Source organism: Algoriphagus algorifonticola, assembly GCF_007655305.1.
GTDB classification, from domain to species: Bacteria; Bacteroidota; Bacteroidia; order Cytophagales; family Cyclobacteriaceae; genus Algoriphagus; species Algoriphagus algorifonticola.
The window spans coordinates 125,862-152,652 of the sequence record NZ_VLOG01000045.1; the positions used below are offsets into that span (position 1 = coordinate 125,862).

The 26,791-nt window shown below is 39.8% G+C and carries 21 protein-coding genes, 1 tRNA gene and 1 riboswitch; of the genes, 10 read left to right on the top strand and 12 right to left on the bottom strand.

Annotated elements, in window-relative coordinates; all coding sequences use genetic code 11:
• Positions 1-57 precede the first annotated feature (57 nt).
• From rpsF to rplI, 3 genes are read left to right on the top strand one after another with little or no spacing between them, the layout of a single operon-like run.
• Positions 58-426, top strand: coding sequence for a 30S ribosomal protein S6 (rpsF, locus tag FL972_RS11895; protein ID WP_144605684.1), 369 nt, complete (start codon positions 58-60; stop codon positions 424-426).
• Positions 426-677, top strand: coding sequence for a 30S ribosomal protein S18 (rpsR, locus tag FL972_RS11900; protein WP_026955569.1), 252 nt, complete (start codon positions 426-428; stop codon positions 675-677). Before rpsF ends, rpsR begins: the two co-directional genes overlap by 1 nt.
• 39 nt (positions 678-716) lie before the next feature.
• Positions 717-1,160 (top strand): 50S ribosomal protein L9, encoded by a 444-nt coding sequence (gene rplI, locus FL972_RS11905; RefSeq protein ID WP_091655634.1) that lies wholly within the window; start codon positions 717-719, stop codon positions 1,158-1,160.
• Between the two features lie 57 nt (positions 1,161-1,217).
• On the opposite strand, the gene FL972_RS11910 is transcribed toward rplI, so the two are convergent.
• Positions 1,218-1,463, bottom strand: coding sequence for a hypothetical protein (locus FL972_RS11910; RefSeq protein WP_091655633.1), 246 nt, complete (start codon positions 1,461-1,463; stop codon positions 1,218-1,220).
• A 303-nt stretch (positions 1,464-1,766) separates the two neighbouring features.
• On the opposite strand from FL972_RS11910, the gene FL972_RS11915 reads away from it, so the two are divergent.
• A tRNA-Gln gene (locus FL972_RS11915) sits at positions 1,767-1,839 on the top strand.
• Between the two features lie 54 nt (positions 1,840-1,893).
• Here the strand turns inward: FL972_RS11915 and FL972_RS11920 are convergent.
• Positions 1,894-2,613 (bottom strand): EcsC family protein, encoded by a 720-nt coding sequence (locus FL972_RS11920; RefSeq protein ID WP_144605685.1) that lies wholly within the window; start codon positions 2,611-2,613, stop codon positions 1,894-1,896.
• Positions 2,614-2,671: 58 nt separating this feature from the next.
• Between FL972_RS11920 and FL972_RS11925 the strand changes: the two genes are divergently transcribed.
• On the top strand, positions 2,672-3,538 hold the full coding sequence (locus FL972_RS11925) for a dienelactone hydrolase family protein (protein WP_144605686.1): 867 nt from the start codon (positions 2,672-2,674) through the stop codon (positions 3,536-3,538).
• Positions 3,539-3,577: 39 nt separating this feature from the next.
• Here the strand turns inward: FL972_RS11925 and FL972_RS11930 are convergent, their stop codons facing one another.
• The gene (locus tag FL972_RS11930; RefSeq protein WP_144605687.1) at positions 3,578-4,315 is read right to left on the bottom strand and encodes a hypothetical protein; all 738 of its coding nucleotides are present in this window, start codon (positions 4,313-4,315) and stop codon (positions 3,578-3,580) included.
• A 93-nt stretch (positions 4,316-4,408) separates the two neighbouring features.
• Positions 4,409-7,117 carry a M14 family metallopeptidase gene (locus FL972_RS11935; RefSeq protein WP_144605688.1) on the bottom strand — a complete coding sequence of 903 codons (2,709 nt, stop codon included), beginning with the start codon at positions 7,115-7,117 and terminating at the stop codon, positions 4,409-4,411.
• A gap of 243 nt (positions 7,118-7,360) precedes the next feature.
• On the opposite strand from FL972_RS11935, the gene FL972_RS11940 reads away from it, so the two are divergent.
• The 4 genes from FL972_RS11940 (at position 7,361) to FL972_RS11955 (ending at position 10,946) form a co-directional block, all read left to right on the top strand.
• On the top strand, positions 7,361-8,287 hold the full coding sequence (locus FL972_RS11940; RefSeq protein ID WP_091655665.1) for a ribose-phosphate pyrophosphokinase: 927 nt from the start codon (positions 7,361-7,363) through the stop codon (positions 8,285-8,287).
• Between the two features lie 24 nt (positions 8,288-8,311).
• Positions 8,312-8,887 (top strand): 50S ribosomal protein L25/general stress protein Ctc, encoded by a 576-nt coding sequence (locus FL972_RS11945; RefSeq protein WP_091655629.1) that lies wholly within the window; start codon positions 8,312-8,314, stop codon positions 8,885-8,887.
• A gap of 70 nt (positions 8,888-8,957) precedes the next feature.
• Positions 8,958-9,518 carry an aminoacyl-tRNA hydrolase gene (pth, locus tag FL972_RS11950; RefSeq protein WP_144605689.1) on the top strand — a complete coding sequence of 187 codons (561 nt, stop codon included), beginning with the start codon at positions 8,958-8,960 and terminating at the stop codon, positions 9,516-9,518.
• Positions 9,519-9,575: 57 nt separating this feature from the next.
• Positions 9,576-9,681, top strand: a riboswitch (SAM riboswitch).
• Positions 9,682-9,770: 89 nt separating this feature from the next.
• Positions 9,771-10,946, top strand: coding sequence for a trans-sulfuration enzyme family protein (locus FL972_RS11955; protein ID WP_144605690.1), 1,176 nt, complete (start codon positions 9,771-9,773; stop codon positions 10,944-10,946).
• 38 nt (positions 10,947-10,984) lie between these two features.
• On the opposite strand, the gene FL972_RS11960 is transcribed toward FL972_RS11955, so the two are convergent.
• From FL972_RS11960 to FL972_RS11975, 4 genes are all read right to left on the bottom strand, one after another.
• The gene (locus tag FL972_RS11960; protein WP_091655626.1) at positions 10,985-11,446 is read right to left on the bottom strand and encodes a CBS domain-containing protein; all 462 of its coding nucleotides are present in this window, start codon (positions 11,444-11,446) and stop codon (positions 10,985-10,987) included.
• A 295-nt stretch (positions 11,447-11,741) separates the two neighbouring features.
• Positions 11,742-13,283 carry an FG-GAP repeat domain-containing protein gene (locus tag FL972_RS11965; protein WP_144605691.1) on the bottom strand — a complete coding sequence of 514 codons (1,542 nt, stop codon included), beginning with the start codon at positions 13,281-13,283 and terminating at the stop codon, positions 11,742-11,744.
• Positions 13,280-14,023 (bottom strand): copper homeostasis protein CutC, encoded by a 744-nt coding sequence (locus FL972_RS11970; RefSeq protein ID WP_144605692.1) that lies wholly within the window; start codon positions 14,021-14,023, stop codon positions 13,280-13,282. Before FL972_RS11970 ends, FL972_RS11965 begins: the two co-directional genes overlap by 4 nt.
• Before the next feature lies 1 nt (position 14,024).
• Positions 14,025-15,005, bottom strand: a complete 981-nt coding sequence (locus FL972_RS11975; protein WP_144605693.1) for a N(4)-(beta-N-acetylglucosaminyl)-L-asparaginase — start codon at positions 15,003-15,005, stop codon at positions 14,025-14,027.
• Positions 15,006-15,089: 84 nt separating this feature from the next.
• Here FL972_RS11975 and FL972_RS11980 point away from each other — a divergent pair, with 84 nt between their 5' ends.
• A complete protein-coding gene (locus tag FL972_RS11980) occupies positions 15,090-15,851 on the top strand; it encodes a creatininase family protein (RefSeq protein WP_144605694.1) in 762 nt (253 codons plus the stop codon).
• On the opposite strand, the gene FL972_RS11985 is transcribed toward FL972_RS11980, so the two are convergent.
• The 4 genes from FL972_RS11985 to FL972_RS12000 form a co-directional block, all read right to left on the bottom strand.
• Positions 15,852-19,370 (bottom strand): VCBS repeat-containing protein, encoded by a 3,519-nt coding sequence (locus FL972_RS11985; protein ID WP_144605695.1) that lies wholly within the window; start codon positions 19,368-19,370, stop codon positions 15,852-15,854. It abuts the gene before it with no gap.
• A gap of 138 nt (positions 19,371-19,508) precedes the next feature.
• Positions 19,509-21,242, bottom strand: coding sequence for a RagB/SusD family nutrient uptake outer membrane protein (locus FL972_RS11990; RefSeq protein WP_144605696.1), 1,734 nt, complete (start codon positions 21,240-21,242; stop codon positions 19,509-19,511).
• Positions 21,243-21,295: 53 nt separating this feature from the next.
• Complete coding sequence (locus tag FL972_RS11995) at positions 21,296-24,550, bottom strand: SusC/RagA family TonB-linked outer membrane protein (protein WP_144605697.1); 3,255 nt, start codon at positions 24,548-24,550, stop codon at positions 21,296-21,298.
• A 490-nt stretch (positions 24,551-25,040) separates the two neighbouring features.
• Positions 25,041-26,771, bottom strand: coding sequence for a tetratricopeptide repeat protein (locus FL972_RS12000; protein ID WP_186300111.1), 1,731 nt, complete (start codon positions 26,769-26,771; stop codon positions 25,041-25,043).
• Between the last annotated feature and the right edge of the window lie 20 nt (positions 26,772-26,791).

Genomic DNA, 26,791 nt, shown 5'->3' on the forward strand with positions numbered 1-26,791 from the left:
AGTTTTTGATCTACTTTTGCGGTCTGTTTATTCAAATTCCTTAAACACATTAAAAAAATGTTCCAAAGAAATTACGAGACGGTATTCATTTTAACTCCCGTTTTGTCTGATGTTCAGATGAAGGATACTGTCGACAAGTTTGTGAACTTGTTAAAAGAAGAGGGGGCAGATGTAATCAATGTGGAGAACTGGGGTCTGAAGAAAATGGCTTATACCATTGACAAGAAGACAACAGGGTTCTATGTATTAGTTGAGTTCAAGGCTGATCCAACTATCATCCGCAAGTTTGAACTTGAGTTCAGACGTGATGAGAAAGTAATGAGATTCCTTACTACTGTTTTGGACAAGCATGCTATTGTTTATGCCGAAAGAAGAAGAAAAGGAGAGTTTAACAAAAAATCAGAAGCTAAGGAGGAGCAAGCCTAATGACACTATTCAACGAGCCAATCAACAGAGGCGAAATCAAGAAAAAGTATTGCCGATTCAAGAAGCACGGCATCAAGTACATCGACTACAAGGATCCTAATTTCTTGTTGAAGTTTGTAAATGAGCAAGGAAAAATCCTTCCTAGAAGACTGACTGGTAACTCTGCGAAATATCAGAGAAAAGTAGCTCAAGCAGTTAAGAAAGCAAGACATTTGGCTTTGTTGCCATTCGTAACCGATGGTTTGAAATAATTCGGTCTTGTATCGTCCAACCAATAAAGATCATTACAAATGGAAATCATATTAAAAACAGACATCAAAGGTCTTGGCTATAAAAATGATTTGGTAAGTGTAAAGCCTGGATACGGCCGAAACTACCTAATCCCTCAAGGCTTCGCGGTACTAGCTACCGGTTCGAACAAAAAAATCCTTGCTGAAAACATCAAGCAGGCAGCTCACAAAGCTGAAAAGATCAAAACTGAAGCTGAGAATATCGCAGCTAAACTTGCTGAAGTAACTTTGGAGATCAAAGCGAAAATCGGTGAGTCAGGAAAAATCTTCGGTAAAGTAACTACTTTACAGATTGCTGACGCTTTATCCAGTCAAGGATTCGACATCGACAGAAAGAAAATCTCCATCAATACTCCAGTAGACGGAGCAGGAGAATTCACTGCAGAAGTTGATCTTCACAGAGAAGTTAAAACTGACGTTAAGTTTGTAGTAGTAGCTGAATAAGCAGTACTCAGAAAAATAGAAAAGCTCGCCGTTTGGCGAGCTTTTTTTTTGTTTGGATTAGTTTAGAAATTTCTCCAAATCCTCCACTAGTTTCTTAGAGACAGCCCTGCTGTTTTTCTCTCTTACTTCTTTGAAAAGTTCTACAGCCTTCTGGCTCTTTTCAATCAAACCAACTGGATTCTGATCATACTTGTAGCTATTCCAGCACCAAGATAATTCAGCAGCCAAAGAATCACCGATCTTTAACTTCTCCAGTTTGCTAACCGTTTCGATCACGGTTTTTTCCATCTTTTCTGTTTGCATGGTTTAATAAGGTTTGTGTTTTCTTAAAATTTGAAACAAATCACGGTAATTATTTTAAAATTAACAATATAAGTGTGAAATAATTAACACAATCACAATTTTCAATCGATTTCGACATATATTTTTCAATCAATATTTTTCAAAATCACCCAATAAATCCTCCGCATTTCAAAAAATTACCTCCTGTTATTCAGCACCTTTGGAATAAAGCCAAAATTCTTCCGAAAGGGATTTGGAAAAAAAAGAATGGAATTCTACCTTTGTGACACTCTAAGAAAAGCCAACGGGTTTTTCACTAAATACTGACCTATGGTGTAACTGGCAACACGTCTGATTTTGGTTCAGAAGAGTCTAGGTTCGAGCCCTAGTAGGTCAACAAAAAAGCCTCATTTCGAAAGATTTGAGGCTTTTTTGATTTTTATAGCTGAAGCTATTGAGTCAGCAGGCGTAACCTGAAAGCATTCATAGCATTTTTCCCCAACTGTTCAGTAAGCCTATAATTGGCTATTGCTCCGACACCTGCTCCTATCAAAGGGATCAATTGAGCCAATTTGGCTAGATCTATATAATCGCGGTAATCTAACTGGAAGGTCTTCCAGTCAAACTCATCCATGCTTGCTGGCAAGGATTCTTTATGGGATTCCCAGTTTTCTATCAGCTCTATCAAATTATTTTTTCTTTGCTGACTGGAAAAAGTTAACTGGAAAACATAAAGCAAAAACAATCGCTCCTGATACTCTTTGGTATTCACTCCGTAAAGTGCAGCTATATCGAAGAGCATTTTCATTTTAATAGTCAGAAATGCGGGGAAATCAGCGAAGCCCATGAGTATTCCTCCGGCACCTGTTACAGCACCTTCCACTGAGGCTGTATTTCTATACCATTTGATTCTATTTCGCACCTTAAATTCTCTTTCCTTGAATGACATGTTTTGCTCAGGCCTAGGCACAACCCAAGAGGATCCAGTTGAAACAGCCTTAACCATATTTTCAATAGCTGTGGTGATAGCCTTGTGCACTTTTTCAGGAATCCAATCATTTATTTTCTTCTGAACTCCATTCGTCAACTTACTTCCCAACGAAGGAGGCTTCTTCATTTGAAACAGCCAGGAACCAACCTCAGCCTGTATGTACTGATCATAATTATCCATGCAAACTTTTCATTCCAATTCAGGTTATTCAAGGTATCAATTCCAAAACAATCATCCCATGATAAAGCCAGTTTATTTACTTATTTTGAGTCTGATTGGAGCTCTTTATTTCGGTAATGAAACCGATCCGGCTCAAGACCCTTTCAGCTCCATCACACTTTGCCATAATCCCTCGGATGATATGGCGCAATTCGTTGATGCTCCTGGATTCCTTTCTTTTCATCCTTCTCCTAATGCAATAAATTTCGATGGAGCTGGGGAAATGATCAGCTTCCCTACTCCAGATGGAGATAATGCCAATGCATACTTCATTCCTGCTGAAAACCCTTCAGATCAATGGCTATTCGTGTACCAAGAATGGTGGGGGCTGAACGATCATATCAAAAAAGAAGCAGATAAATTCTATGCTGATTTAGGAAAGTCAGTCAATGTACTAGCACTGGATATGTACGACGGAAAAGTGACCAGTAACCCCCAAGAGGCTGGTCAATTCATGCGAAATGTGAAAGAAGAAAGGCTACAAAACATTGTAAAAGGGGCTTTGATGCATGCAGGGGAAAATGCTGAAATAGCAAATGTAGGCTGGTGCTTTGGAGGAAGTTGGTCGTTGAAGTCCGCACTATTGACAGGCTCTCAAAATATTGGATCCGTCATGTATTACGGCATGCCTGTTAGAGATGTAGAAACTTTGAAAACACTTAACTCAGATGTGCTGGGACTATTCGCGACAGAAGAATATATATCCAAGGAAATCATAGAAGACTTCGCTTCAAAAATGCAGCAGGCAGACAAGAAGTTGACTTACAAAATCTTCCCGGCAGTTCATGGCTTTTCTAATCCAAGCAACCCAAGATTTGACCCCGAAGCAAGTAAAGAAGCTTATGAAATGGCTATTACTTACTTGAAAAACAAATTTCAGGGATAATTGAAATGAAAGAATAGGCAGAGTTAAGCTAAACTCTGCCTATTCTTCATCAAAACCCGGTCTGATAAATTGATCTAAGTTCGGAAATTCCTTCTCCAATAGCTTTCTGCTTTTTTCCAGAAGTGCCAAGATTTCCACGATTCTATCTTGATCCTCTTGCATTTGATTTAACAAATGGATCCATGCCTGCATGCTTCTTTCTATTGCGATTTTGGTGATTTTAGCTGTTCCATTATAGGATTTTTCTGACTCTGTATACTCATCCCAAAAATCTTCCTGTTTCTCCTTGAGTGCTCTGCTACTTTTTACATGGATGAAAAATAAATACCAATGTATCACCTCTACAGCCTCACTTAAGGCGATGACTTTATCTTCAGCTTCAGAAATAGTAATCAGGCCTAATTCCCCTTTTTCCTCCAGCTTAGTAATAAAAGCTTTGAAGCTATCGGATTCCAACCAGACTCTTGCAGTTTTCAGATAGCTATTAGTGACTTGATATAAGGGTTCCTCCGCAACTTTATACTCCTCTTCCTCCTCCTCTTCCAAGGGTATCTCTTCTTCTATTTCATCCAAATTTATTCCGAATTCTTCAGCTGTATTTTTGAGTAAATCAATTGTTTCCTGAAAACTTTGAGAAAGATTCTCCCAAAACTCCTCAGGTTCGGAATTGCTCGTGTTTTCTGTTTTTTCATAGACTCTGCAGCGGGAAGTAAAGGAGCAACGTTCACACCATCGATCGCACCAATTATATATGCCAGGTATAAAATCCGAATCCATCTCTTAATTTTTTCTTTTAAGATAAAAAATGAATTTCAAAAAATAAGGCCATACCGAAAATCGATATGGCCTTCTTAAGAATTTTTGGATTAATTACTTATATAGCCCATTGAAAAGCATCTTAAATGTTCCGTGAGATTGCGCTCTGAAAGTTATCTCAGGCCCAAAAGCATAGAGCTTTCCTTTCCCAACTTTAGCTTCGAAGGCAGTTACTCCATTTTTCAGGTAGGATTGACCCCAAGCCCAACCACTTCTCAAGGGTTCTTCTTCCCCAAACCAAGCAATAGCTTTTACTCCTTGGTTTGCCGCTTCAGGATCCAGTCTGAAGACAGGAGACCTGTTAAACATGATGTAGGACTTCTCTCCCATTCCATAATTGATCGCCTGACTATTATCCACATGCATTTCCAAAACCGAACCCGGGATATAATATTTTTCTCCCGATAATGATGTTTCTTTTCCGTCAGGCCCCATCTCTACTAAGGCATCAGAAACTGGAAGATCTAAATGAAAAGCCAATTCCGTAGCTGAACCTACAGTTAAGACTTCTCCTCCGTTTTCCAAGAAAGCTTTAATCTGTGGCAAGGATTTTTCAGCTGAGAAATTCCCAAGCATGTGGTGGTATTGAGGGTCAATTTCAGAAGAATCCGGCTGGGATCTTCCACCACCTCTGCTTCCTACAGAAGGTATACCCGGACCGATAAATAATAGCACATCATACTTATCTTTAAGATTGCCCTGATCAATTTCAAGAGGGAAGACTTGCTTATAATCAAAATGGAACTGCTCTAACATCCACCTAACCCAACCAGAAGGCATTGAACCCCCATAATAATCGTATAGCCCAATTCTAGCAGGTTTGATTTCTGTCGCTCCTTTAGGCAGGGACGCTGGCTTGGCATAGACTCCATATTCTTGAGCTGCTTTTTCCAACATCTTTTTACCTGCTGAACCAACATAAAAGGATCCCGCAGGCAAACCATTTACTTCCTGCTGAGTCCTGAACACTTTTACTTTTGCCTTCAGCAAATCATTGACTGCCATGAATGCATTATTCCCTCTGATATCGATTAGATAACCAGATCCATTTGCCAGAGACTTGGCTGGTGGAGTCTGAATTTGTCCGTAAGGGACTTGCTCAAATGGCCCATCAAAGTCTTGCATAACCCTGTCAATCTCCGAACCCATTTGAAACGCCAATGTCCAACCAGCAGCATCGTAAGGCCTAATTGGAGGACCTCCAGGATACAGGAAGTCATTTGGATGATCCTGTGGCTCAAACATATCTAAGACATGCGGTCTAAAGGCCTGATCCGTCTTTACAACATAAGAGCCCGCAGGATAGGATTTGTCATTTACTGAAAAATCTGCAGTAGCCTTTTCAACTCTGATTCCGGACTTGATCAAGGCATTTAAAAACTTAATAGCAGTAGGAAAATCAGCTTGGTCTGCCGGAAGTATATAACCATAAGGATCTTTGCGGGCAGGGTCCTGGTATACTTGCTCATAAAATTCAACCGGCAAGCCTGATCTCCAACCTGTAGGCCTTTTTGCCTTTCCTTCTTTTCTGGCTTTTTCAAAAGCGTCTTCTATAGCCTGTGCGTTTTTTGGATATAAAGTCCAGGTATCCTTTTGACCTTTCTCTATGGATCTTCTGCCCATCAGATAAATATTTCTCAATAGTTCATCTCCATGTCTTACAGCGTGATTCAGAATCGCATAATTCAAAGACACCGAATACTCTATGGAAGACTTAAAATGCCATTCTCTAGGCGTAATTGGATAGGGAGTTCCATTATTGGGAATTAGCCTTTCCGGCACCAGAGGAACCTCAGATGGTGTAGGATTTCCAATAATTTCAGTCAAAATTCCGATTTGATTATGATAGTAAGGAGTAGTTCTCAAACCACCATTCCACCAGGTTGAGAAAACTGATCCATCCAATCTGGTATATCCAGGTCTGTCTTCCTGATGGAGGCGATTAATCATAGCAGCTCCCACAGCATCAAGGCTGGTAATAATTAGCGGATCAAAAACATGGTTGAACGGATCTCGGTAAGGAGGTCCTGCTACGACTGTCCCTGCAGGACCTGATTGATGATGATTGTAAATAATTTGAGGAATCCATTCCACATATTGCTGAAGGGACATATTAGTCGCCTCAGACATATTATTCATATAAAAATCACGGTTATTGTCATGCCCCACATATTTTTGATAGAGAACCGGAATATTTTGATCTCTTTTTGTCGGGTCTTCTTTTCTCATATACCAATCCGACATGATTTCCATTCCATCAGGGTTGGCATGTACCAAAAGAATAATCACTTCATCCAAAATTTTGAGAGTTTCCTCATCATTTCTGGATGCTAGTTCATAGAGCGTTTGAATTAATTGATGGGGGCCCACCACCTCATTGGCATGAAGTCCACCATCGATCCAAACCACGGGCTTACCTTCTGAGATTAATGCTTCAGCTTCCTCTCTGGTAATTTCAGCATGAGCAAGTTTTTGGGAAATTTCTTTATACCTGGCAAGCTGAGGAAAATTCTTTGAGGCTGTAACAATAAGCATGGGTTGCTCTCTGCCAAATTCCGTTTTTCCAATACTTGTCATTTGCACTCGATCAGAGGCATCTGCTACTTTTTTAAAATAGGCTTCTGTTTGGCTGAAATTTGCCAATTTATAATCGTCCCCGATTTCAAAGCCAAAATGTGATTTGGGAGTTGGGACCTGCTGGGCATAAACTTGAATGATCAAGAATGAAAACAGCAAACCCCAAAGGGTAATTTTACTTCTCATAAATTTCAGATTGGTGGACAATGTATTTTGCTCTAAAATAAGATTAAAAAGAGAGCTACTCAGGAGAAAGTCGCTCATTCGTCTAATTTTTACAGGATCGGAGTTTAAGAGAGATTACCTTCCGCCCCACTTATCAAAATAATATTCGGATTAAAGCTATCCCAACTTCCCAACCCATCAAAAATTATTACTTTTGCAATGAATTGCTTATCAAAACTTCCTCCTTAAAACCAAGACTTCATGATATCTGAGGTAAAAATATTTGCAGGGTCCAACACTCAAAATCTCGCTGAAAAAATCGCTAAGAATTATGGTAAAAAACTGGGAGACATTACGCTCTCAAAGTTTAGTGATGGGGAAATGTCCCCAAGCTTTAATGAGTCAATTCGAGGTTGTACCGTCTTTGTCATCCAAAGCACCACTCCTCCGAGCGATAATATCCTAGAGCTTTGCTTGATGATAGACGCTGCCAAAAGAGCAAGTGCTTACAAGGTGGTAGCAGTGATTCCTTACTTCGGGTATGCAAGGCAAGACAGAAAAGATAGGCCAAGAGTTTCTATTGCTGCCAAGTTGATTGCAAATATGCTTACCTCTGCTGGAGCTGACAGAATTGTGACTTGCGATCTGCATGCCGGTCAAATTCAGGGATTTTTTGATATACCATTGGATCATTTGAATGGATCAGCTATCTTTGCACCCTATTTGAGCATGCTCAACCTTCCGGATATGATTTTCGCAGCTCCGGATATGGGCGGTGTAGCCAGAGCAAGGGCTTATGCCAAGCATTTTGAAGTAGAAATGGTGGTCTGTGATAAGCACAGAAAAAGAGCCAACGAGATTGCCTCTATGCAGGTAATCGGGGATGTAGAAGGAAAGGATGTGATTTTGGTAGATGATTTGGTTGACACTGCAGGAACGCTTTGTAAGGCCGGAGAAATCATCATGGCAAAAGGAGCTAAATCTGTGAGAGCCATTGTGACACACGGTGTGCTTTCAGGAAAAGCTTATGAAAACATCGAGAATTCTGTTTTGGATGAATTGGTAATCACTGATACCATTCCTTTGAAGCAAAAATCATCCAAAATCAGAGTACTGACAGTAGCAGACCTATTCGCCAAAGCAATTCATGCAGTGACAGGGAATACTTCCATCAGTTCTTTATTTATCTAAGAACCAATTTTAAATAAAATACATATGAAAACGATTGAGATTATAGGGTTTAAAAGAGCAAATCTCGACAATCAAAGTTTGAATGAGATCAGAGAATCCGGTAACGTACCTTGTGTGGTTTACGGACCAGGTATCCCTGAGCAAATTCACTTCTACAGTCCGATTATCCTTTTCCGTGACTTGATTTACACTCCGGAAGTTCACTTGGTAGAGTTAAATATCGAAGGTACTATCGTAAAGGCAGTATTGAAAGATGCTCAATTCCACCCAGTAAGTGATGCATTGCTTCACGTAGACTTCATGGCTTACACTGAAGACAGAGATATCAAATTTGAAATCCCTGTGAAAGTTGTAGGAAGCTCTCCAGGCTTAGCGAAAGGGGGTAAATTGGAAATGAAAACCAGATCTTTGAAAGTAAAAGGTTTGGCAAACAACTTCCCTGATTTCATTGAAGTTGATATTTCCAACTTGGATCTTGGAAAATCATTCAAAGTGAGTGAATTGAAGCCAGAAGGATTTGAAATCCTTACCAGCCCAAATGTTTCTGTAGTTACCATCGGTATCCCAAGAGCATTGAGAGGCAAGAAAGGCGAAGAATAATTCATAGAGCATTTCTTAAAATCCTGCCCCTCAAAGGCAGGATTTTTTATTTTTAAGCCAAATTTGAATCATGAAATATCTAATAGTAGGCTTGGGCAACATAGGCCCTGAATATGAGCTGACTCGACATAATATTGGATTTCTGACAATAGATCGACTGGCGGATCAATACGATGCCAAATGGGAAAGTGGCCGGCTCGCATTTAAGTCCGAATTCAAACACAAAGGACGAACAATCCATCTTATCAAACCCACTACTTACATGAATCTCAGTGGTAAGGCAGTAAACTATTGGATGAAGGAGCTCTCAATTCCCAAAGAAAATATTTTGGTCTTAGTCGATGAGGTAGCGATTCCTTTTGGGAAACTCAGAATGAGAGCCAAAGGAAGTGCTGCAGGTCATAATGGTTTGAAAAATATTGAAGCTTTGACCGGAGGACAGGATTATCCTAGGCTTAGAATGGGTATAGGTGACGATTTCCCGAAAGGACGTCAGGTTGACTATGTGTTAGGCAAATTCAAGCAGGAGGAATTTGATCAACTTCCGGAAATCATGGATAAGGCCATTGACATGGTTTTGGGTTTTTGTACTATTGGAATAGCCCAAACTATGACTCAATATAATGATTGATTTTTTTATTTGGATTTGAATCCCTTACGCTATTTATTTGTAGCACTTCAGGCAACTGATTTATAAAGAAGAGGCGAGAGACTAGGCTCTGAGACCCTCTGGCAACCATCCCGATTAATTCGGGAAAGGTGCCAAATCCTACCCGAAGCGGGAACTATAAATTGGCATTAACTCATCCTTATTCCTTTTTAGTTCGAATCTGACTCGGGTAGATCTATCGGTTTACTGAAAAACCTTAAATCTATTTAGACTATGAGTCAACATTTCGAGACCAATTCCATCAGGATCAACCCCTCCAAGTCCAATCAAAAGGAACATTCCTCTCCTATTTATTTGACTTCAAGCTTTACTTTCGATTCTGCAGAAGAGGCAAGAGCAACATTTGCAGACGAAATTGAGGGCAATATTTACTCCAGATATGCCAATCCCAATTCCTCTGACTTGATTGAAAAAGTCTGCGCTGCTGAAGGCACGGAAGATGGAATAGCAACCGCTTCCGGGATGGCAGCCATGTTTGGAAGTATAGCATCACTTTTACAGCAAGGCGATCATGTATTAGCTGCCCGATCTCTTTTTGGGTCAACCCACCAGTTATTGACGAGGGTGTTCCCGAAATGGGGAATTACCTCTACCTACGGAGATATCTCGGACTATTTAAATTGGGAAAAGCTTATACAACCTAATACCAAAATGCTATTCATAGAAACTCCATCCAATCCAGGACTGGAGATTATTGACTTGGAGTGGGCTGGAAATTTTGCTAAAGCACATAATCTGATTTTGGTTGTCGACAATTGTTTTGCAACTCCCTATCTGCAACAGCCAGCCAAGTGGGGGGCACATATTGTTACGCATTCAGCTACGAAGTATATAGATGGACAAGGAAGAGTTTTGGGAGGCTTAATACTTGGCGCACAGGAATTAATCAAGGAGGTTCAGTTTTTCACGCGTCACACTGGACCAGCCATATCTCCTTTCAATGCCTGGATACTATCCAAAAGCATGGAAACATTGGGAGTTAGAATGGATAGACATTGCAGCAATGCGCTAAAAGTTGCTGAATACTTTGAAGGTAATTCTCAACTCAATGCGGTCAAATATCCATTTTTAAAATCCCATCCTCAATATGATTTGGCAGTAAAGCAAATGAGTCAGGGAGGAGGTATCATCACTTTAGACTTAAAAGGAGGGGTAGAAAGAGCCCAAAGCTTTATCGATGAACTGAAAATGATTTCTGTTACTGCCAATTTGGGAGACAGTAGAAGTATCATCACCCATCCTGCGTCTACCACCCATAGCAAGCTTTCGGAGGAGGAGAGAGAAAGAGTGGGAATTAGCAATGGATTGATTCGCCTTTCTGTTGGATTAGAGCATCATGAAGACATTATTGCTGATGTAGAAAGAGCCTTGGAACTTAGTAGAAAGTAAAAATAAAAAGGTTGTCTCTCGACAACCTTTTTACATATCTACCAGGTTGTATGTTTGAGTTTAGGAAAAGCACGTATTACATCTGAAAGACTTATTTGACCTATTAACCTTCCATCCTTCAAAACAGGAAATCTTCTAATTTTTAGTTCTAAAAATTTTCCTGCAGCATCAAATAATGATAAATCAGGAGTTAGGGTAATCACATCTCGGGTCATATACTCACTTACCTTTCCGGGAAACCCAGGGGTATTGGTATATTTTCCTTTGATAATTTCCCGAAGACAATCGACCTCAGAAATAATCCCAACCAAACCTCCAGACTCATCGACCACAGGCGCTCCGGAAATTTTTTTCTTAGTCAAAACTTCCATTACCTTATCTATAGTGTCATTCGGCCCGAATGTCACAAGGTTGGTACTCATATGATCTTTTACCAAAATTTGATGAATAGGAGACTTCTTTGGTTCTACTTCCCTTACTCCTTGAAAACTTTTTACCATAGTCGAAAGAATTTTAGATGAACTAATAAGATACTGAAATTTCATGAAATTTAAAACTCAGTATTGATAAAAAGATTATTTGCAATTTATTATTCTGATTATCCGCAATCATGCCAGTTGCCATATTTTCTTTGTTCGACCTATTGGATACTTCGACTTCGCTCAGTACAGGCGACTGATGACCGAAGACCCAGCCACGGCAGGCAGGCGAAGCTTCCGTGATTCTGATCCATTTAGCTGACAATAAGCCGTATTTGGTTGTTACTGGTAAGAAAGCGGATATACATAATAATTATTATTGCATTATATTATTTTTCAACAATAAAATTGGCTTCCATTTTTTATTGGCAGGACTATACAAATCATCAAAATCAAATGTTCCTGCCAAAATATCCAAATCTCCATCTTGATCAATATCCCCCGTCGATACCACCAAAAGATTAGCTTTAAAATCAAGTTGAGTTGTATACGGCTTAAATTTCATTCCTCCATTATTTTGGAAATAAACCAAATCCTGCCTTGCTTCTTGGGCTTTATCTGGAAAAAATGAAATAGCAACAATATCCAAATCCCCATCTTGATCAAAATCGGCAACTTCAATGCCGCTTGCTCCATACATCGGATAAAACCATTCTTCAGAGAATTGATAATTACCCTGATTAATAAAAATTCTTAAGCCATGATAATTTTTTAGAATTGGGGAAAGATCAGCGTTATCACCATTAACTAAAATAATATCTAATAAACCGTCCCCATTAATATCCTTCAATTTAAAATCGCTACTTCCAAAAGCCGGCTGAAATCTTAGGATCTCTTTTTCTTGGAAGTTAGCCTTTCCGTCATTTTCCCAAAGATAAATTCCCTCTTGCGCTTGAGTCATTAAGCCAATGATATCCAAGTCACCATCCTCATCGTAATCCAAAATATAGGTTTTCCTAGCGCCTGGAAGAGCCTTCAAAATTATTTCTCTTTGCTCATTTCCTTCAGATATATAAGCACTCAACTTTCCCAGATGATCTCCAAACTGAGCAATTACTTGATCTTCTTTGCCATCTGCATTTAGATCTCCAAAACTAATGTGAACAGGCCTGATCAACTGTTGATGAAGATCTTCAGAGGTCCAGTTTTGACTAGATTTCTTGAATTTCTTGAAAGTTCCAAGTGAATCATTGGCAGGATCCATTAAACCCATGGATAAAAGTTCAAAACTCTCATTTCCTTCTGATTTAATAAATACTGGAGCAACAGGTGTATCAATCGAATCAAGAATAAGTGGTCCTTTACTTAAATCTAATTTGAAAAGTTTTTTAAATCGATGGCCAAGCCAAATATTGCCAGACGGGGCTACTTTAGTCATAGTAGCGAGATTAGAAAATACAAAATCAAACTCAGGCAATGATTCTTCAAATCCAGGTATTCCTTTTTGAGGTATTTCCTTTTTTGGTTGAGGCAAAGGCGATTCTGGAGCCTTTTTCAAGTAGTACTCCTTCAATTTATCCCAATCCTTTTCTTTGATTAGCGGTATTTTGGAATAAATACCCTCAGGAACTCCCTTGTCCTGAGGTAAAGTAACCCCAAAGTCTTCTTCCAAATAAAGTCCCATCCGCCGTCTCATATCCGGAAGCACGCTGTTTTCCCAGGTAGCTTTATCCAATACCTCTGGGTCAGGTTTTAGATGGCAATTGCCGCAATAGACATCAGCAAGTTGCTTTCCATCCAACTTTAAGTCCATTTGAGAAAGCTGATAAAGAGTTGGAATTGGTTGCTTTCGCTCTGAAATAGGGTTGCAGGATGAACCTATAGCGATTAATGCAAAAAGAAGTAGGGAAATCCTCATAAGCCAAATGCTTTCAAGAAATTCTGAACTTTAGCAGCGTCAATTCCTAAATGCTCGAAGAATGAATTTTCGTCAGGAGAAAACTTTATTTCTGAGTTTGTAAACTGATTTTCGGATTTCAATTTAACCTTACATGAAGCATGAATTTCCTTGAAATTTTCAAAAGATTGAAGCTCTTTCACATGTGCTGGTTCTGAGCCTCCCCCTGGCATTATGATGATTCGATTTTCAGCCTTTTCCAATAATTGCTTAATCATCTCTAAGCCCTCTGAAACAGAGTTTTTTGCCCCTGAGGTGAGAATTCTGGTAAATCCACAATCTACTACATCCTCCAGGCTTTCTAAGAGGTTTCTGCTGACATCAATCGCTCTATGAAACGTACAGGGTTTACCAGCTGCTGATTTCAAAAGCGCTTTACATGCTACTTTATCAACTTCCCCGTTTGGTTTAAGTGCTCCAAAAACAAACCCATCTGCGCCTATTTCTCCTAATAGTTGAATATCTCTCTTCATCACCTCCAACTCTCCTTTGCTATAACAAAAATCCCCACCTCTTGGTCGAATCATTACAAAAATCGGAATCTGAACCTTTTCTTTTAAGACCTTCAACATACCGGCCGAAGGAGTCTCCCCTCCCTCCAAGAAGCTTCCACATAACTCTAATCTATGAACTCCAAAATCAGCTGCATCCAATGCCGAGTTCAAATTGAAAACGGGCGCTTCTAAAATATACTGATTCATACTAGTAATGACTTTTTGAGTCAATCAAGATATTTTCTTGAGTAGTTCCCTTGGCAAAATTGAAGCCTGGATGAACTGCAAATGCTCCGATCTGCCCTTCCTTATTGATGGCAAGAAACCCGGCCTGAATATCCTTGATGTCCTTTTTGTTTTTGGCAATCAATCTTCTGACAGCTTCCTCACAAGCTTCTTGAGGAGTTCTTCCCTGCCGCATCAGCTCCACAATCAGAAAACTCCCACAAATTCTGATAATCGATTCTCCTAATCCTGTAGCAGTAGCTGCACCCACTTCATCGTCTACATAAAGTCCTGCTCCAATAATCGGACTATCCCCCACTCTGCCATGCATTTTATAAGCCAATCCACTGGTTGTGCAACTTCCCGCAAGCTTACCTGAGGCATCCATACCTATCATTCCTATGGTATCGTGATTTTCTATATTGATCACCGGTTTGTATTGGCTAGTCTTTTTCCACTCCTCATAGGCTTTTGCGGCTTTGGGACTTAAAATCTCTTCTTCTATGGGGAAACCTTCAGCAATAGCAAACTGCTTGGCACCCTCACCAGCCAACATTACATGTGGCGTCTTTTCCATCACTGCTCTAGCCAAACTAATCGGATGCTTAACCTGCCGTACAAAGGCCACAGAACCACAAGAACCGTCACCTTTCATGATGGAAGCATCCAAGGTGGTGATTCCTTCTCTATCCGGCAAACCCTGAAGTCCAACTGATAAATTTTCCAAATCCAGTTCTGTGTCTTTTACTCCAGCTTCTACCGCGTCTACTATGCTCCCAGACTCTTGAAGTTTCTTCAAAGCGGCCTCATTGGCAGGCAAGCCATGATTCCAAGTTGACAAAATCAAAGGCTTCTCTCCATTTACTAATCCTTGTTTTTTTTGAGTAAAGGCTTGAGAAACTCCAGGTATAAAAATGGCAGAACCTAAAAGGGATTGCTTGATAAATTTTCTTCTTTGGGACATTAGGCTTAATTTAGGTTTTAGGGTTTAAAATCCATTTCAAATCCCTAAATAAGCCTTTTTTCGCACAAATCCTTATAAAATTCCATGAGACCCTATATCCTAAAAGAAGCAAATTGGAAAGCTCTAAAGACACATCGATTTGACCTTGCTGTTCTCCCTTGGGGAGCCACCGAGGCTCATAATTACCATATGCCTTATGGCACAGATGTGTACGAAGCAGATGCAATAGGCGAAGAAGCAGGAAAAAAAGCTTGGGAAAAAGGTGGCAACGTAGTGATCCTCCCCACCATTCCATTTGGGGTCAATACAGGTCAGTCTGATATTTATTTGGACATGAATCTAAATCCAAGCACTCAGTTTGCCATTTTGAAGGATTTGATTGAAGTATTGAATCGACAAGGCACAAAAAAACTCCTAATTCTCAACAGCCATGGAGGGAATGATTTTAAAACTGCCCTTCGGGAACTCGGTCTCCAATACCCAGACATGATGCTCTTTACCTGCAATTGGTTTCAGGCTTTGGATAAAACCCAATACTTCGAAGAAAGTGGGGATCATGCGGACGAAATGGAAACGGCCTTGATTATGCATTTGCATCCTGAATTGGTTTTACCTCTCGAAGAGGCGGGAGATGGAAAAGAAAAGAAATCCGTAATAGCAGGGGTCAGAGAAAAATGGGCTTGGGCAGAAAGAAAATGGTCGCAGGTATCTGAGGATACTGGCATTGGAAATCCCAAAAAAGCCTCCCCTGAAAAGGGAAGGCGTTATTTTGAGGACGTTACAGACAAAGTCGCAGAGTTGATTTTGGATATTTGCTCTGTCAACTCTAATGAACTCTATCGCTGATTAATCTAACACAGATAAGTCAAAGTCTTTTATCGCACCACTATAGTCGACTATCTTAAGAGATTTAAGGCCTTTAGGAAGCATTATTTCTCTGGAGGATTGGGATAAAAAACCCGACCCATAGTTTACTTCTAGGCGTTGGGTTTTCCCATTTTCAAGTTCAACCAAAATAGCAGATACTTCCTGACTAGGCTCAATAGACTGGGATTCCTGATTTTTCCCACGAAACACCTTTAATTCTCCTCTATTTTGAGAAGCAATATATAGTGGACTTCCATTTACGGAGCTTAGTTTGACCAATGCTTTAGCATCTCCCGGCACTATAAATCCACTCTTATCTGACTTGGCAGGAGTAAAACCACCTTTACCATCTCCCAATAATACCAAGCCGTTCAGGGCATCCAATCTTCCAATAAAGATTTCATTCCCATAATCATTTCCGACCAGGAGTATATCTAAGAAACCATCTTGATTTACATCTTCCGCAAGAATACCATTTACAGGAGCTAGTTGAGCTAAACTTGGCAATTCATGAATTTTAAACTTTCCATTACCTAGATTTTCCACATAAGAGGATCGATCATAATTTCCTGTCAAAATCAAGGCATCTTTTCTTTCCTCTTCAGAAAAAAGAGTTTGCTCAGTACTTAAAGCATATAGCTTATATCGCTCAAATTTCCTTCTGAAAAGAGTGCTTTGTCCGTACAGATCATCCCAAAAATGACTTGGGAAAGATTCATATGATCCTTGCCTATTTTTATACCAAGCAAAAGTTACAGGATCTACACTTCCATTGTTATCAAAGTCTTTGGCATAGATTTTCACCGGCCTTTCGAAGGTTGGATGAAAATGATTATTTGCTCCAAGATTCCCCACCACGAAATCCATATCTCCATCTTGGTCAAAATCACCTGACTGAATGGAATTCCACCACCCTAGATGATTTTCCAATCCCGTTTCAACTTTTTTAAGTTGGGATCCATCATTTTTAAACAATGTAATCGGCATCAATTCACCTACTACTATCAAATCCATCAACCCATCACTATCCACATCCGACCAGATTGCATCTGTAACCATTCCTACAGTCCTTAATTCCGGTGCAATTTGATCAGTCACATCTTCCAAAATTCCCTGATTATTCTGCAAGAGATAACTATTCTCAGGATAAGGATATTGTGCAATGGGAGTTCGGCCACCAACGAAAAGATCAATAAACCCATCCTGATTAAAATCTGCAGCTCTGACTGTGCTACCACTTGCTTTAATCGCGTTGAAATTCTTGTCTATGGAGAAATTGCCAGCACCATCGTTGAGATAGACCCTATCCGTGTATTCTGCAGAATTGTTTGGAAATTCGTTACTACCACTGACGAGGTATAAATCTAAATCTCCATCATTATCCAGGTCTACCAATAAAACCCCCATTTCTTCGAAATTTGGATTTTCTCCCGGTAATAAATCTCTTTGAGAGAAAGTGCCATTTGCACTCTGTAGGAATACTTGAGGATGGAATCCGGAGGAAGAACCAATAATCAAATCTTCCATTAAGTCCCCATTGATATCCCCTACAGCCAATGCAGGTCCATATTGAGTTAACTTGTGAGGAAGAGTTCTCTGGACATTGAAATCTATTTTATCACTTTCTTGATGAACATAAACAAGACCAAGGTTTTCAGAAACCTCTTCAAATAAGGGGTCTTCCCCACCTCCTTTAAGTATAGCCAATTGATTAGGGCCTTGAATTGCAGTTTTGTATGAAACTTCAACTTTGGAATTTACCTCAGGAGATGACAGTTCATTTACTTTTCCATCAGGCCAAAGAACCTTGAGGCTTGTGATAGTTTGGGCTGCAGGAATTCCAAAATGTAAAACCTCCTCGATGGAAGACATATAGCCCCTAATAACTTGTTGCTCTTGGAAAAGCTGATTGCCATCCGATAAGCTAACAATGACCTTACTGCCTAATCCTTGAGAGTTTTGAACAGACCCCTGAAGTTTGACTCTGAGAAACCCTCCTTTTTCTTTTCTTTCATTCAGCTTGTTTTCAAAAACAAAAGCAGGGTCATTGATATTATTGACCACATAATCCAAGTCCCCATCTAGATCTAAGTCTACCAATGCTGCTCCATTGGAAAAAGATGGTTTGTCCAAACCCCATTCCCTGCCAGAATCATTGAAAGTCAGATCTCCTTGGTTTTTAAAAGCATAGTTAGGGATTTTAACAATCGGAATTGAATCCAGAAGTTGCCGGACGGTAGCAATACTCCCTACGTCAGCCCTATAATTTGCAAAATCCTTATCCGTGATGTCCCTTGGAAAACCGTTAGTAACCAATAAATCTCTTTGTCCATCATTATCTACATCTCCAAATAAAGGAGACCAAGACCAGTCTGTTTGATATATTCCCGCATACATCCCAATTTCACTAAATGGGGCTTTTTCTCCATTATTGAGATGAAGCATATTTCGCACATGCTGATATTCATAGCCCCACTGCTCATTACTGATATATACCTGATAAGAGTTTTTACCTATGGTGGTTTTCTTCCTGTAATTATCCTCTCCCAGCATGTCTAAGGTGATCAAGTCAGGTTTGAGATCATTATTAAAATCTGCAATATCTGATCCCATTGAAAACTGGCTTTGATGCTTTAGCTTTTTTGAAGATTGGTTTGAAAAAGTACCGTCCTGATTATTGATATATAGTATATCATTAGTCACATAATCATTCGAAACATGAATGTCCGGCCAGCCATCATTATTGAGGTCTGCGATTAAAAGTCCTAAACCGAAACCTTCAATGGTGATACCAGCTTCAAGAGTAACATCGGTAAAGGTTCCATCTCCGTTATTTCTATAAAATGCATCGTTGTTGATAGCCGAACCGTCAGTAATTTTTTCTCTATAGTTGGAAGGAATGATTTTACTTTGCTCATTATTCAAGACATATAAGTCCAAATCCCCATCCAAGTCATAGTCGATGAAGGCAGCTCCCATCCCGTTGCCTGCATCTGCAATTCCATAGTTTTCGGCCATCTCCTTGAAAGTAATTTGCCCATCCGCATTTTTTCCCTGGTTGACAAAAAGCAAGTTGTTCCGCTCTCCGGGACCAGTTTTCATGGCAGAAACTACATAGATATCCATCCACCCGTCACCATTGATATCTACTACTGCAGAGCCTGTACACCAAAAGTCTGCTGCTTCAATCCCCGCCAAAGCAGATGCGTCTTCAAACTTGAAATCTCCTTGATTGAGGTATAATTTATTGGAAACCTGATTTCCTGTAAAAAATAAATCGGGGTATCCATTTTGATCAAAATCCGCAACTGCTACACCTCCACCATTGAAAATATATTCGTCTGTTAATATGTTGAAGGAATCGGTTTCTATAATCTCATTATTAAATGAAATTCCGGTTGATTCAGGTGATTTTAATTCAAATAAGGTATCGGACTTTTTGCAGGAAAGGAGTAAAATTCCTGCAAACAAAGCCAAATAAAAGGATAGGTTTTTCATAGGTAAATTGGATGAATGAGTCAGCTATGAAATTAGCATATCTCTGGAAAGTCTCGAAATAAAAAAGGGCTTTTAATAAAGAAAGGACAAAAAAAAGAAGGCCCGAAGGCCTTCTTAATTATTATTGTTTCCAGAAAATTAGAAACCAGGGTTCTGAATAAGTATATCAGCTCCTACCAAGTCAATTTGATCTTGAGGAATTGGTACCAAACGGAATTTGTCGGTGAACTTAGCTCCACCTAGAGCTCCGGTTAGGATAGTTCCATCCAAAGCTAGGTAGAAATCAAGCTCTGCCTGAACTGTATTCCATCTAACCAAATCATAGAATCTATGACCTTCCATACCCAACTCAAGCATACGCTCCATGCGAACAGCTCTTCTTGCAACGCTTGCGTCAGTCCAAGGAGCAGTGTAAGTAGATACTACATAATTAGCAGCCATAGTACCATCAGCTCTCATCAACTTAGAGTTCATTGCTCTTTCACGAACTCTATTAACTTTAGCTCTAGCGCTTTCCAAAGCTCCAGTTTCGATATCAGCTTCTGCGGACATCAATAACACATCAGCGAATCTGATGATCATGAAGTTGATACCAGTATATCCTGGAGTCCAAGAAGAGTTATCTTGGAAAGAACCTTGCTCAGATCTCTCATAAACATACTTTTTAGGAGAATAAGGTCCACCATTTGGTTGATTTCTAATCCAAGCAGCACCTGGATGATCTTGCCAATCCAAATAAGGAATTCCTCTTCTACCTACAGTATGGTCCAATCTTGGGTCAAGATTTCCAGAATCTGGAGTAAATGCTTGATCAGAATTTAAGCCCATGTCAGACTTAACCCTATTTGCCGGATCATTGTATGACTTATCCAATAGAGGAAGACCATTAGCATCAGTTCTAAATGCATTCACAAAAGTGAAAGATGGCTGGAAGAATCCGCAACAGTTACCAGGACCAGAAGGACCGGTGTTGTATGGGAAGTTCAAGTCAAACTCTGGGTTTGCATTTGCTACAGAACCAGTACCTGCTGCAGACTGATAAGCCCAAACAGACTCCTGATGGTTATCATTAGCTCCTCTGAACATGTCATCATAATAAGGAACCAAGTCATACTTCAATCCATTAGAAGTAACACCATTTGCAATCACATCGTCGAACAAAGACTTAGCTGGAGCAAATTTTCCTTGATAAAGCAAAGCTTTAGCCATGTAAGCTTTTGCAGCCCATGAATTAACACGACCTACTTGAGCCTGGGTAGCTGGTAAATTGTCAATAGCATATTGGAAGTCTGCCTCGATAAATGGCCAAAGGTCTTTATCATTTTTCACATCTTCCAAACCACTACCATAATCCACCGTCTCGTCTACGTAAGGAGTATTATTATAATCCCTCTTCAACTCAAAGTAGTAGTGTGCTCTCAAGAACCTAGCTTGCGCACTAATCCTCTTTTTATCCGCCTCAGTTACATCTGGACCAGGATTATTCAATAGCCTTAGAACATTATTTGCTCTAGCTATTCCTTCGTAACATACATTCCACTTTGATCCCATTTCCCCTCCTGCAGCATCATTTTCATAACGCTGGATTGGGTTAATGGTCGTGAAATCACCAGGGTCGGTACCTTTATTAGCCTCTCCCCCTCTGATACTTCCCCAAACCCAGTTGGATGGGGATCCCAAGCGGTTTCCTCGACCATTCACCTGAGAATAAGCTGCTATCAAGGAAGCTTCAATCCCCGCAAGGGAGGAAAGCTGAGCTTCCGCTAGCAAGCCTGTAGGCGCAACGTCTAGGAAATCATCGCTACAACTCACTGCTACCATCATCATTGCTGATGATAATAGGGCTCCGATTTTTAATTTAAAATTGTTCATTTGATTTAATCTATTATAGTTTCTATAACTCGATTCGCTTTGTTGTATTTAGCTTAGAAGCTGACATTCAGACCTAAAGTATAACCTCTGGTAACAGGATAGTTACCTACGTCGATACCAAATGTCAAGTCAGCGTCACCACCTACCGCAGGGTCAAGCCCCTCATATCCTGTGATTGTAAACAAGTTGTTTGCAGAAGCAAATACTCTCAATCTTTCTATTCTCCATCTCTGAAGCAAGTTTTGAGGAAGCGTGTAACCCAATGTCACGTTTTGCAATCTCAAATAGGATCCATCTTCTACGTAATAGCTATTCTCAACTGTTGAAGTAGAGAATGTAGAAGAACGGTCTACAATTGGAATAGTAGCATTGGTATTGGATGGGCTCCAAGCATTTTTCAATCTTTCTGAAATAGCTGCTCCTTCGAATGTAGAGAAGAAGTCAGTAAACCACTTAGACTGGTTCCATACTTCGTTTCCGATAGAAGTATACAAGTAAGCTGATAAGTCAAATCCTTTATAACCTACTGTGAAGTTTACACCACCTGTAAAGTCAGGAATTGGATTACCAAGAACTTGTCTATCCTCAGGAGTAATTACGCCATCACCATCTGTATCTTCATACTTGAATCTACCAGGAGCGGCACCAGCCTGAGTAGCGTGAGAATTCACATCCTCTTGGCTTTGGAATAGGCCTACTACTTTATATCCGAAGAAAGTAGACAAAGGCTGTCCAACTTGGTTACGGATTGGACGAATGCCTCTATACGCTGGGTTTACGGAAGTAATGATTTCCAAACCTGGAGCAAGAGATACGATCTCATTTTTCAAAGTAGATCCTGTAACTGTCAACTCATAAGTCAATGAAGAAGAAAGGTTACCTCTGGTTGTTACCAAAAGGTCTAAACCTCTGTTCAACATTTCACCAATGTTTACCGCAGGCGCTGCCGCGTTACTACCAGCTGTCAATGGAATTGGAACAGTAAACAATAAGTCTTCAGTATCTTTTCTCCACCAGTCAAAGATTACATCCAAACGACCGTTGAAGAATGTACCATCAAAACCAATGTTTTGCGTAACAGCAGTTTCCCACTGTGCATTAGGGTTACCAATTCTTGTTCTTCTGAATCCAATAATTGCAGAAGAGTTGGAACCATTAATATCATAAGAAGAAGCTCCAACTGTTCCTCCAAATAGAGAGAACTGGTTGTTTGGATCCACGTTATTGGAGTTACCCATTTGTCCCCATCCACCTCGAATTTTCAAATCATCAATCCAAGTAGCTGATTGCAAGAATTGCTCAGAAGAAAGTCTCCAAGCCGCAGAAAACGCAGGGAATACACCATATCTGTTGTTCGCACCGAATCTTGAAGATCCATCTCTACGTACAACAGCACTGAATAAGTATTTATCGTTGAAGGTATAATTCACACGACCAAATAGAGAGTAGAAGTTTACACCTCTAAATAGTCCGGAGTTTACTTGTCTGGTTGATACAGGCAAGTTGGAGATATTTACGAAGTCTGGATCTCTTGAGAATGGATTCTGTCCAGACGCGTCAATAAATCTACCAGCACCTGTATTCAAGGCTTCCTGACCTAAGATCACGTCAAATGCGTGCTTATCAAAGGTTCTCTTCCAAGATAAAGTATTGGTAAAGGTCCAAGCAAAATTAAATCCGGAACCTTCATTGTATCCAAATGCAGAGTTGTTTTCAGAGTTTTCATACTGCAATCTAGAATAACCCCAGTAGTAATAGTTGTTATACTGACCACCGATGCTAGATCTGAATCTCAAATCTTCCATCAAATCGTATTCAGCATAAATGTTACCGAAGATATTCGCGTTAAAGTTTCTGTTGTCTCTCTGACCGTCTCTGTTAGCTACTGGGTTTCTTGGGTTGTTGAAACCTCTTGCTGCAGTACCTGCATATCCGCCAAATTCATCGTAAACCGGAATAATAGAAGGCATACGGAAAGCTTGAAGAATATCATTTTCATCATCTGATACACCACGACCACCGGTACCACCTTGCTGACCCAATACCTGACGGTAGGTAGCTTGGAAGTTTTCACCGATTCTGAATTTCTTGGTCACATCAAATTCAGAGTTAGCTCTGAATGTCAATCTTCTGAAGTTATTCACGATCATGATACCAGCTTGATCCTGATATCCCATACCTATGAAGAATCTGCTTGTTTCAGATCCACCATTCAAACCAATTGAATGTCTGTTCAAAGGAGCATTTCTCGTTAAAGCCTGATACCAATCGGTACCTTCTCCTGTAGCAGCTCTTACCAATTGGTAAACTGGACCTTTTGTAGGGTCAATATTGTATTTGGCTCTTTCTTCTTCAATTCTTTGAGGAGAGAAAGGACCAGAAACGCCTGCAGCTCCACCCACATTAATATAATATGGCAATACAGGTGTAGCCCCTGTTCCAAACTGAGGATGACCATAATTTGGAGATCTTCCGTCAATTCGAGCTTGGTTTGTTTCAGCTAGCCAAGTATAGGTTGCAAAATCCTGAGGGTTCATCATGTCAAGTCCTTCACCAGGGGTGGTCAAACCGAACATACCATTGTAATCTACTCTTAATTTTTGGTTACCTCTTCTACCTCTTTTAGTAGTATAGATAATTACACCGTTTGCTGCTCTTGCACCGTAGATAGAAGCTGCTGCCGCATCTTTCAATACAGTAGTGGATTCGATATCATCCGGATTTAAGAAGTCAGTTGATCCAACTGGCACCCCATCCACAACATACAATGGCTCATTACCTCCAAAGGCACCGAAACCACGAACACGAATGATAGAAGAAGTACCTGGCTGACCGTTGGTAATTACGGTAACACCTGAAACTCGACCTTGAAGGGTTTGCTCAATATTACCAGTTGGTATTACTGTCAAGTCCTTTGGATCGACTGTGGCGATAGCTCCTGTAGTTTCTCTACGGCTATCAATTGTATAACCTGTTACAACCAACTCCGTAAGAGTTTGCTCATCAGGTCTCATTTTGACATCAACAACACTTCTATTTCCTACAACCTGCTCGATTTTGGTGTAGCCGATGAAGGAAAATACTAGAACTGCCTGATCATTAGGCACATTGAGGGAGAATTTCCCGTCAATGTCTGTGGCGGTTCCCGTGGTTGTTCCTTTCACTAAAACAGAAACACCCGGTAGCCCCACATCATACTCATCTAGCACAGTACCAGTCACTACGCGTTGCGCCATGGCAACCGAACTGGCAAATACTAAGAGCAATATTAAAGCGCTTAGACTTTTGTAAACATTTTTCATAAACATAGATAGATTGGGTAACAAGATTAATCTCAAATACTTGTTTGTTAATTGATTTGTGCAATCGTTTGCGATTATTCTTAAAATAATTGCAATAGGTATTGTCTGAAATTTCAGAGCTCTATTGCCGTTATACCGTGGTACGAATACCTGCAAAAGGAGAGATTCCTCTTAGGTTTGAGAGCATCCAGCGATGCCATTTGAGAGATGGAAAATAGCTAGGTAATATAGGTCATAGGCAGAATTTTAGGTTTTATTGTAATCTTAATCATCAATGTTAATTATTCTTAAACAAATATCAAATTTCTAGAGGTTAAATATTATTTGGCAATTTGAGTCTTTCTGAAAGACATTATTCCACTTTCTTAGTAATACTCATAACAATTTAGATGTTTTATAGCTGAAAGAAAACCTGTTTTCGGCCTTTTTTGAAAAATTTCTCCAAAAAAGCGAAACTTTTTAACCCGAAACAGAAAATGAAACTATTTCAAAAATTTTATTTATTCCTTCTCAGTATCTGAAAAAATTCAGGAATTCCTCTTAATTCTTCGAAATTTGGATCTAACTGAGCTTTAAGGTAAAGGGACTCATTAGCAGCTACTGCTTTTTCCAATTGGATCATTGCTATTTCCTTTTGACCACTATTTATAGCTATCAAAGCCAAACCATAATAACCATAGCCAAAGTCCCTACTTCGAATCACAGATTCTTCAAATGCAAGGGAAGCCTCTCCATAATTACCCGCCAAAAAATAAGCCAGCCCCTTATTAAAAAAGTCTGCTGGATCAGTAAATTCATAATCATATCTCAAGGTTGCCAACTTATAATCACCCCTCAAAATATCCAGAGCACCTCTCAAACTTTCATTTATCATCAAAAACTCAGGATCTCTGGTCAAAACAGAGGCCTCCGAAAGATATTTATATGCTTCCCAGTAATTTCCTTTCAAGGCATAAATCTGCCCCAAGTTATGGAGTGAATAGGGATTATTTTCAAGTTTGATGGCCTGTTGCAATAACCATTCTGCCTCATTCCAAAGATTTTCCTGAACATCTCTATCCAAGGTTCGCTGAGCCTCTCTCATTCTCACTAATCCTAAATTATTATAAGGCAAAGGGGACCTAAATAAAGTGGTCATTTTAGAATAAATTCTGGCTTTTTCTTCCAATCTCGGCGCAGTCTCTCCAGCAATAGCCCAATCCAGAAATGAAAGTTTCGAAGTTGCACTATTTTCCTCCAGCTCTTGCCGTAAAATAGCAGTCTTTTCAGTTCCCAATCCTGATCCCGGTTTTGCTACTATTTCTACTTTGGCTACTCTCAACTTAGGAAATAACTGGCGGGAAAGCTGGTCAAAGCCACTAATTGACCTCAATTGTTCTTGCTGTGTCAAAAAATCTTCCCCATTCATTAAAATAGCATAGTAGCTGTCTTTTTTAGATGTGGAAAGTTCAGGGAAATCTCTTAAAAGAAGTCGAAGGTCAAACCAATCATTCCATCGTGAGGAGACTTGAATGATGGAATCTCTGAGTAATAAATTTCTTTTGACGATTTCGCTTTTTATAGAAGTTGCCCTATCCATTCCCAAGCGACTACTCCTTCCCTCCCTTTGTTCTGGGGATTGCAAACCCGTAATTTTCACTGAAACGATAGCAGGATTTTCAGTTAAAAAGGAAATCATATCCCCAAAAACTGATTCATTGGAGGAGTTTTTTAAATAAGTCGATTCACCTGAATTGAAAAAAAACTGAAATTCCCTGTTTCTAACCGCTTCTCGTCCTGTCACTCCGAGTGGAATAGCCAATCCAACAGAAGGGATCTGTTCATCAGGAACAACTCTTCCTATTTTTGCTAAAAAAGGAGTTGTGTCAACCCCCCTTTTTAAAATCTTAATTTCATAGGGTTGATTACTGGCTTTTTTACCTTGAAAAAATCGGGCCTCCAAAACCGCTGATTCCATCCAGGGTTTAAATGGAACTTTAAAATCTTTTTCTACCGAATAATCCGAAAGATTTTTCTTCAAATTGAGCAGACCAAAATTGATACTATCTGTCTCAGATTTCCACACAATCTTCAGCTGTGGATTTCTGGGAGTCATTACAGATTCAATTGGAATTTTTCCTTTCACTGTAAATCTCACAGAGTCTCGCAGATAAACCAGTTTTTCTTGCTTAACATCAATATCATTGAGAAAACGTAAGTCCTGCCCAAAGGAGACCTGAACTAACATACTCAAAATGAGAAAATTGA

Bases quoted from the DNA above. Each gene is read 5' to 3' on its own strand.
- rpsF (WP_144605684.1), top strand. From the start codon at position 58: ATGTTCCAAAGAAATTACGAGACGGTATTCATTTTAACTCCCGTTTTG.
- rpsR (WP_026955569.1), top strand. From the start codon at position 426: ATGACACTATTCAACGAGCCAATCAACAGAGGCGAAATCAAGAAAAAG.
- rplI (WP_091655634.1), top strand. From the start codon at position 717: ATGGAAATCATATTAAAAACAGACATCAAAGGTCTTGGCTATAAAAAT.
- FL972_RS11910 (WP_091655633.1), bottom strand. From the start codon at position 1,463: ATGCAAACAGAAAAGATGGAAAAAACCGTGATCGAAACGGTTAGCAAA.
- FL972_RS11920 (WP_144605685.1), bottom strand. From the start codon at position 2,613: ATGGATAATTATGATCAGTACATACAGGCTGAGGTTGGTTCCTGGCTG.
- FL972_RS11925 (WP_144605686.1), top strand. From the start codon at position 2,672: ATGATAAAGCCAGTTTATTTACTTATTTTGAGTCTGATTGGAGCTCTT.
- FL972_RS11930 (WP_144605687.1), bottom strand. From the start codon at position 4,315: ATGGATTCGGATTTTATACCTGGCATATATAATTGGTGCGATCGATGG.
- FL972_RS11935 (WP_144605688.1), bottom strand. From the start codon at position 7,117: ATGAGAAGTAAAATTACCCTTTGGGGTTTGCTGTTTTCATTCTTGATC.
- FL972_RS11945 (WP_091655629.1), top strand. From the start codon at position 8,312: ATGAAAACGATTGAGATTATAGGGTTTAAAAGAGCAAATCTCGACAAT.
- pth (WP_144605689.1), top strand. From the start codon at position 8,958: ATGAAATATCTAATAGTAGGCTTGGGCAACATAGGCCCTGAATATGAG.
- FL972_RS11955 (WP_144605690.1), top strand. From the start codon at position 9,771: ATGAGTCAACATTTCGAGACCAATTCCATCAGGATCAACCCCTCCAAG.
- FL972_RS11960 (WP_091655626.1), bottom strand. From the start codon at position 11,446: ATGGTAAAAAGTTTTCAAGGAGTAAGGGAAGTAGAACCAAAGAAGTCT.
- FL972_RS11965 (WP_144605691.1), bottom strand. From the start codon at position 13,283: ATGAGGATTTCCCTACTTCTTTTTGCATTAATCGCTATAGGTTCATCC.
- FL972_RS11970 (WP_144605692.1), bottom strand. From the start codon at position 14,023: ATGAATCAGTATATTTTAGAAGCGCCCGTTTTCAATTTGAACTCGGCA.
- FL972_RS11975 (WP_144605693.1), bottom strand. From the start codon at position 15,005: ATGTCCCAAAGAAGAAAATTTATCAAGCAATCCCTTTTAGGTTCTGCC.
- FL972_RS11980 (WP_144605694.1), top strand. From the start codon at position 15,090: ATGAGACCCTATATCCTAAAAGAAGCAAATTGGAAAGCTCTAAAGACA.
- FL972_RS11985 (WP_144605695.1), bottom strand. From the start codon at position 19,370: ATGAAAAACCTATCCTTTTATTTGGCTTTGTTTGCAGGAATTTTACTC.
- FL972_RS11990 (WP_144605696.1), bottom strand. From the start codon at position 21,242: ATGAACAATTTTAAATTAAAAATCGGAGCCCTATTATCATCAGCAATG.
- FL972_RS11995 (WP_144605697.1), bottom strand. From the start codon at position 24,550: ATGTTTATGAAAAATGTTTACAAAAGTCTAAGCGCTTTAATATTGCTC.
- FL972_RS12000 (WP_186300111.1), bottom strand. From the start codon at position 26,771: ATGTTAGTTCAGGTCTCCTTTGGGCAGGACTTACGTTTTCTCAATGAT.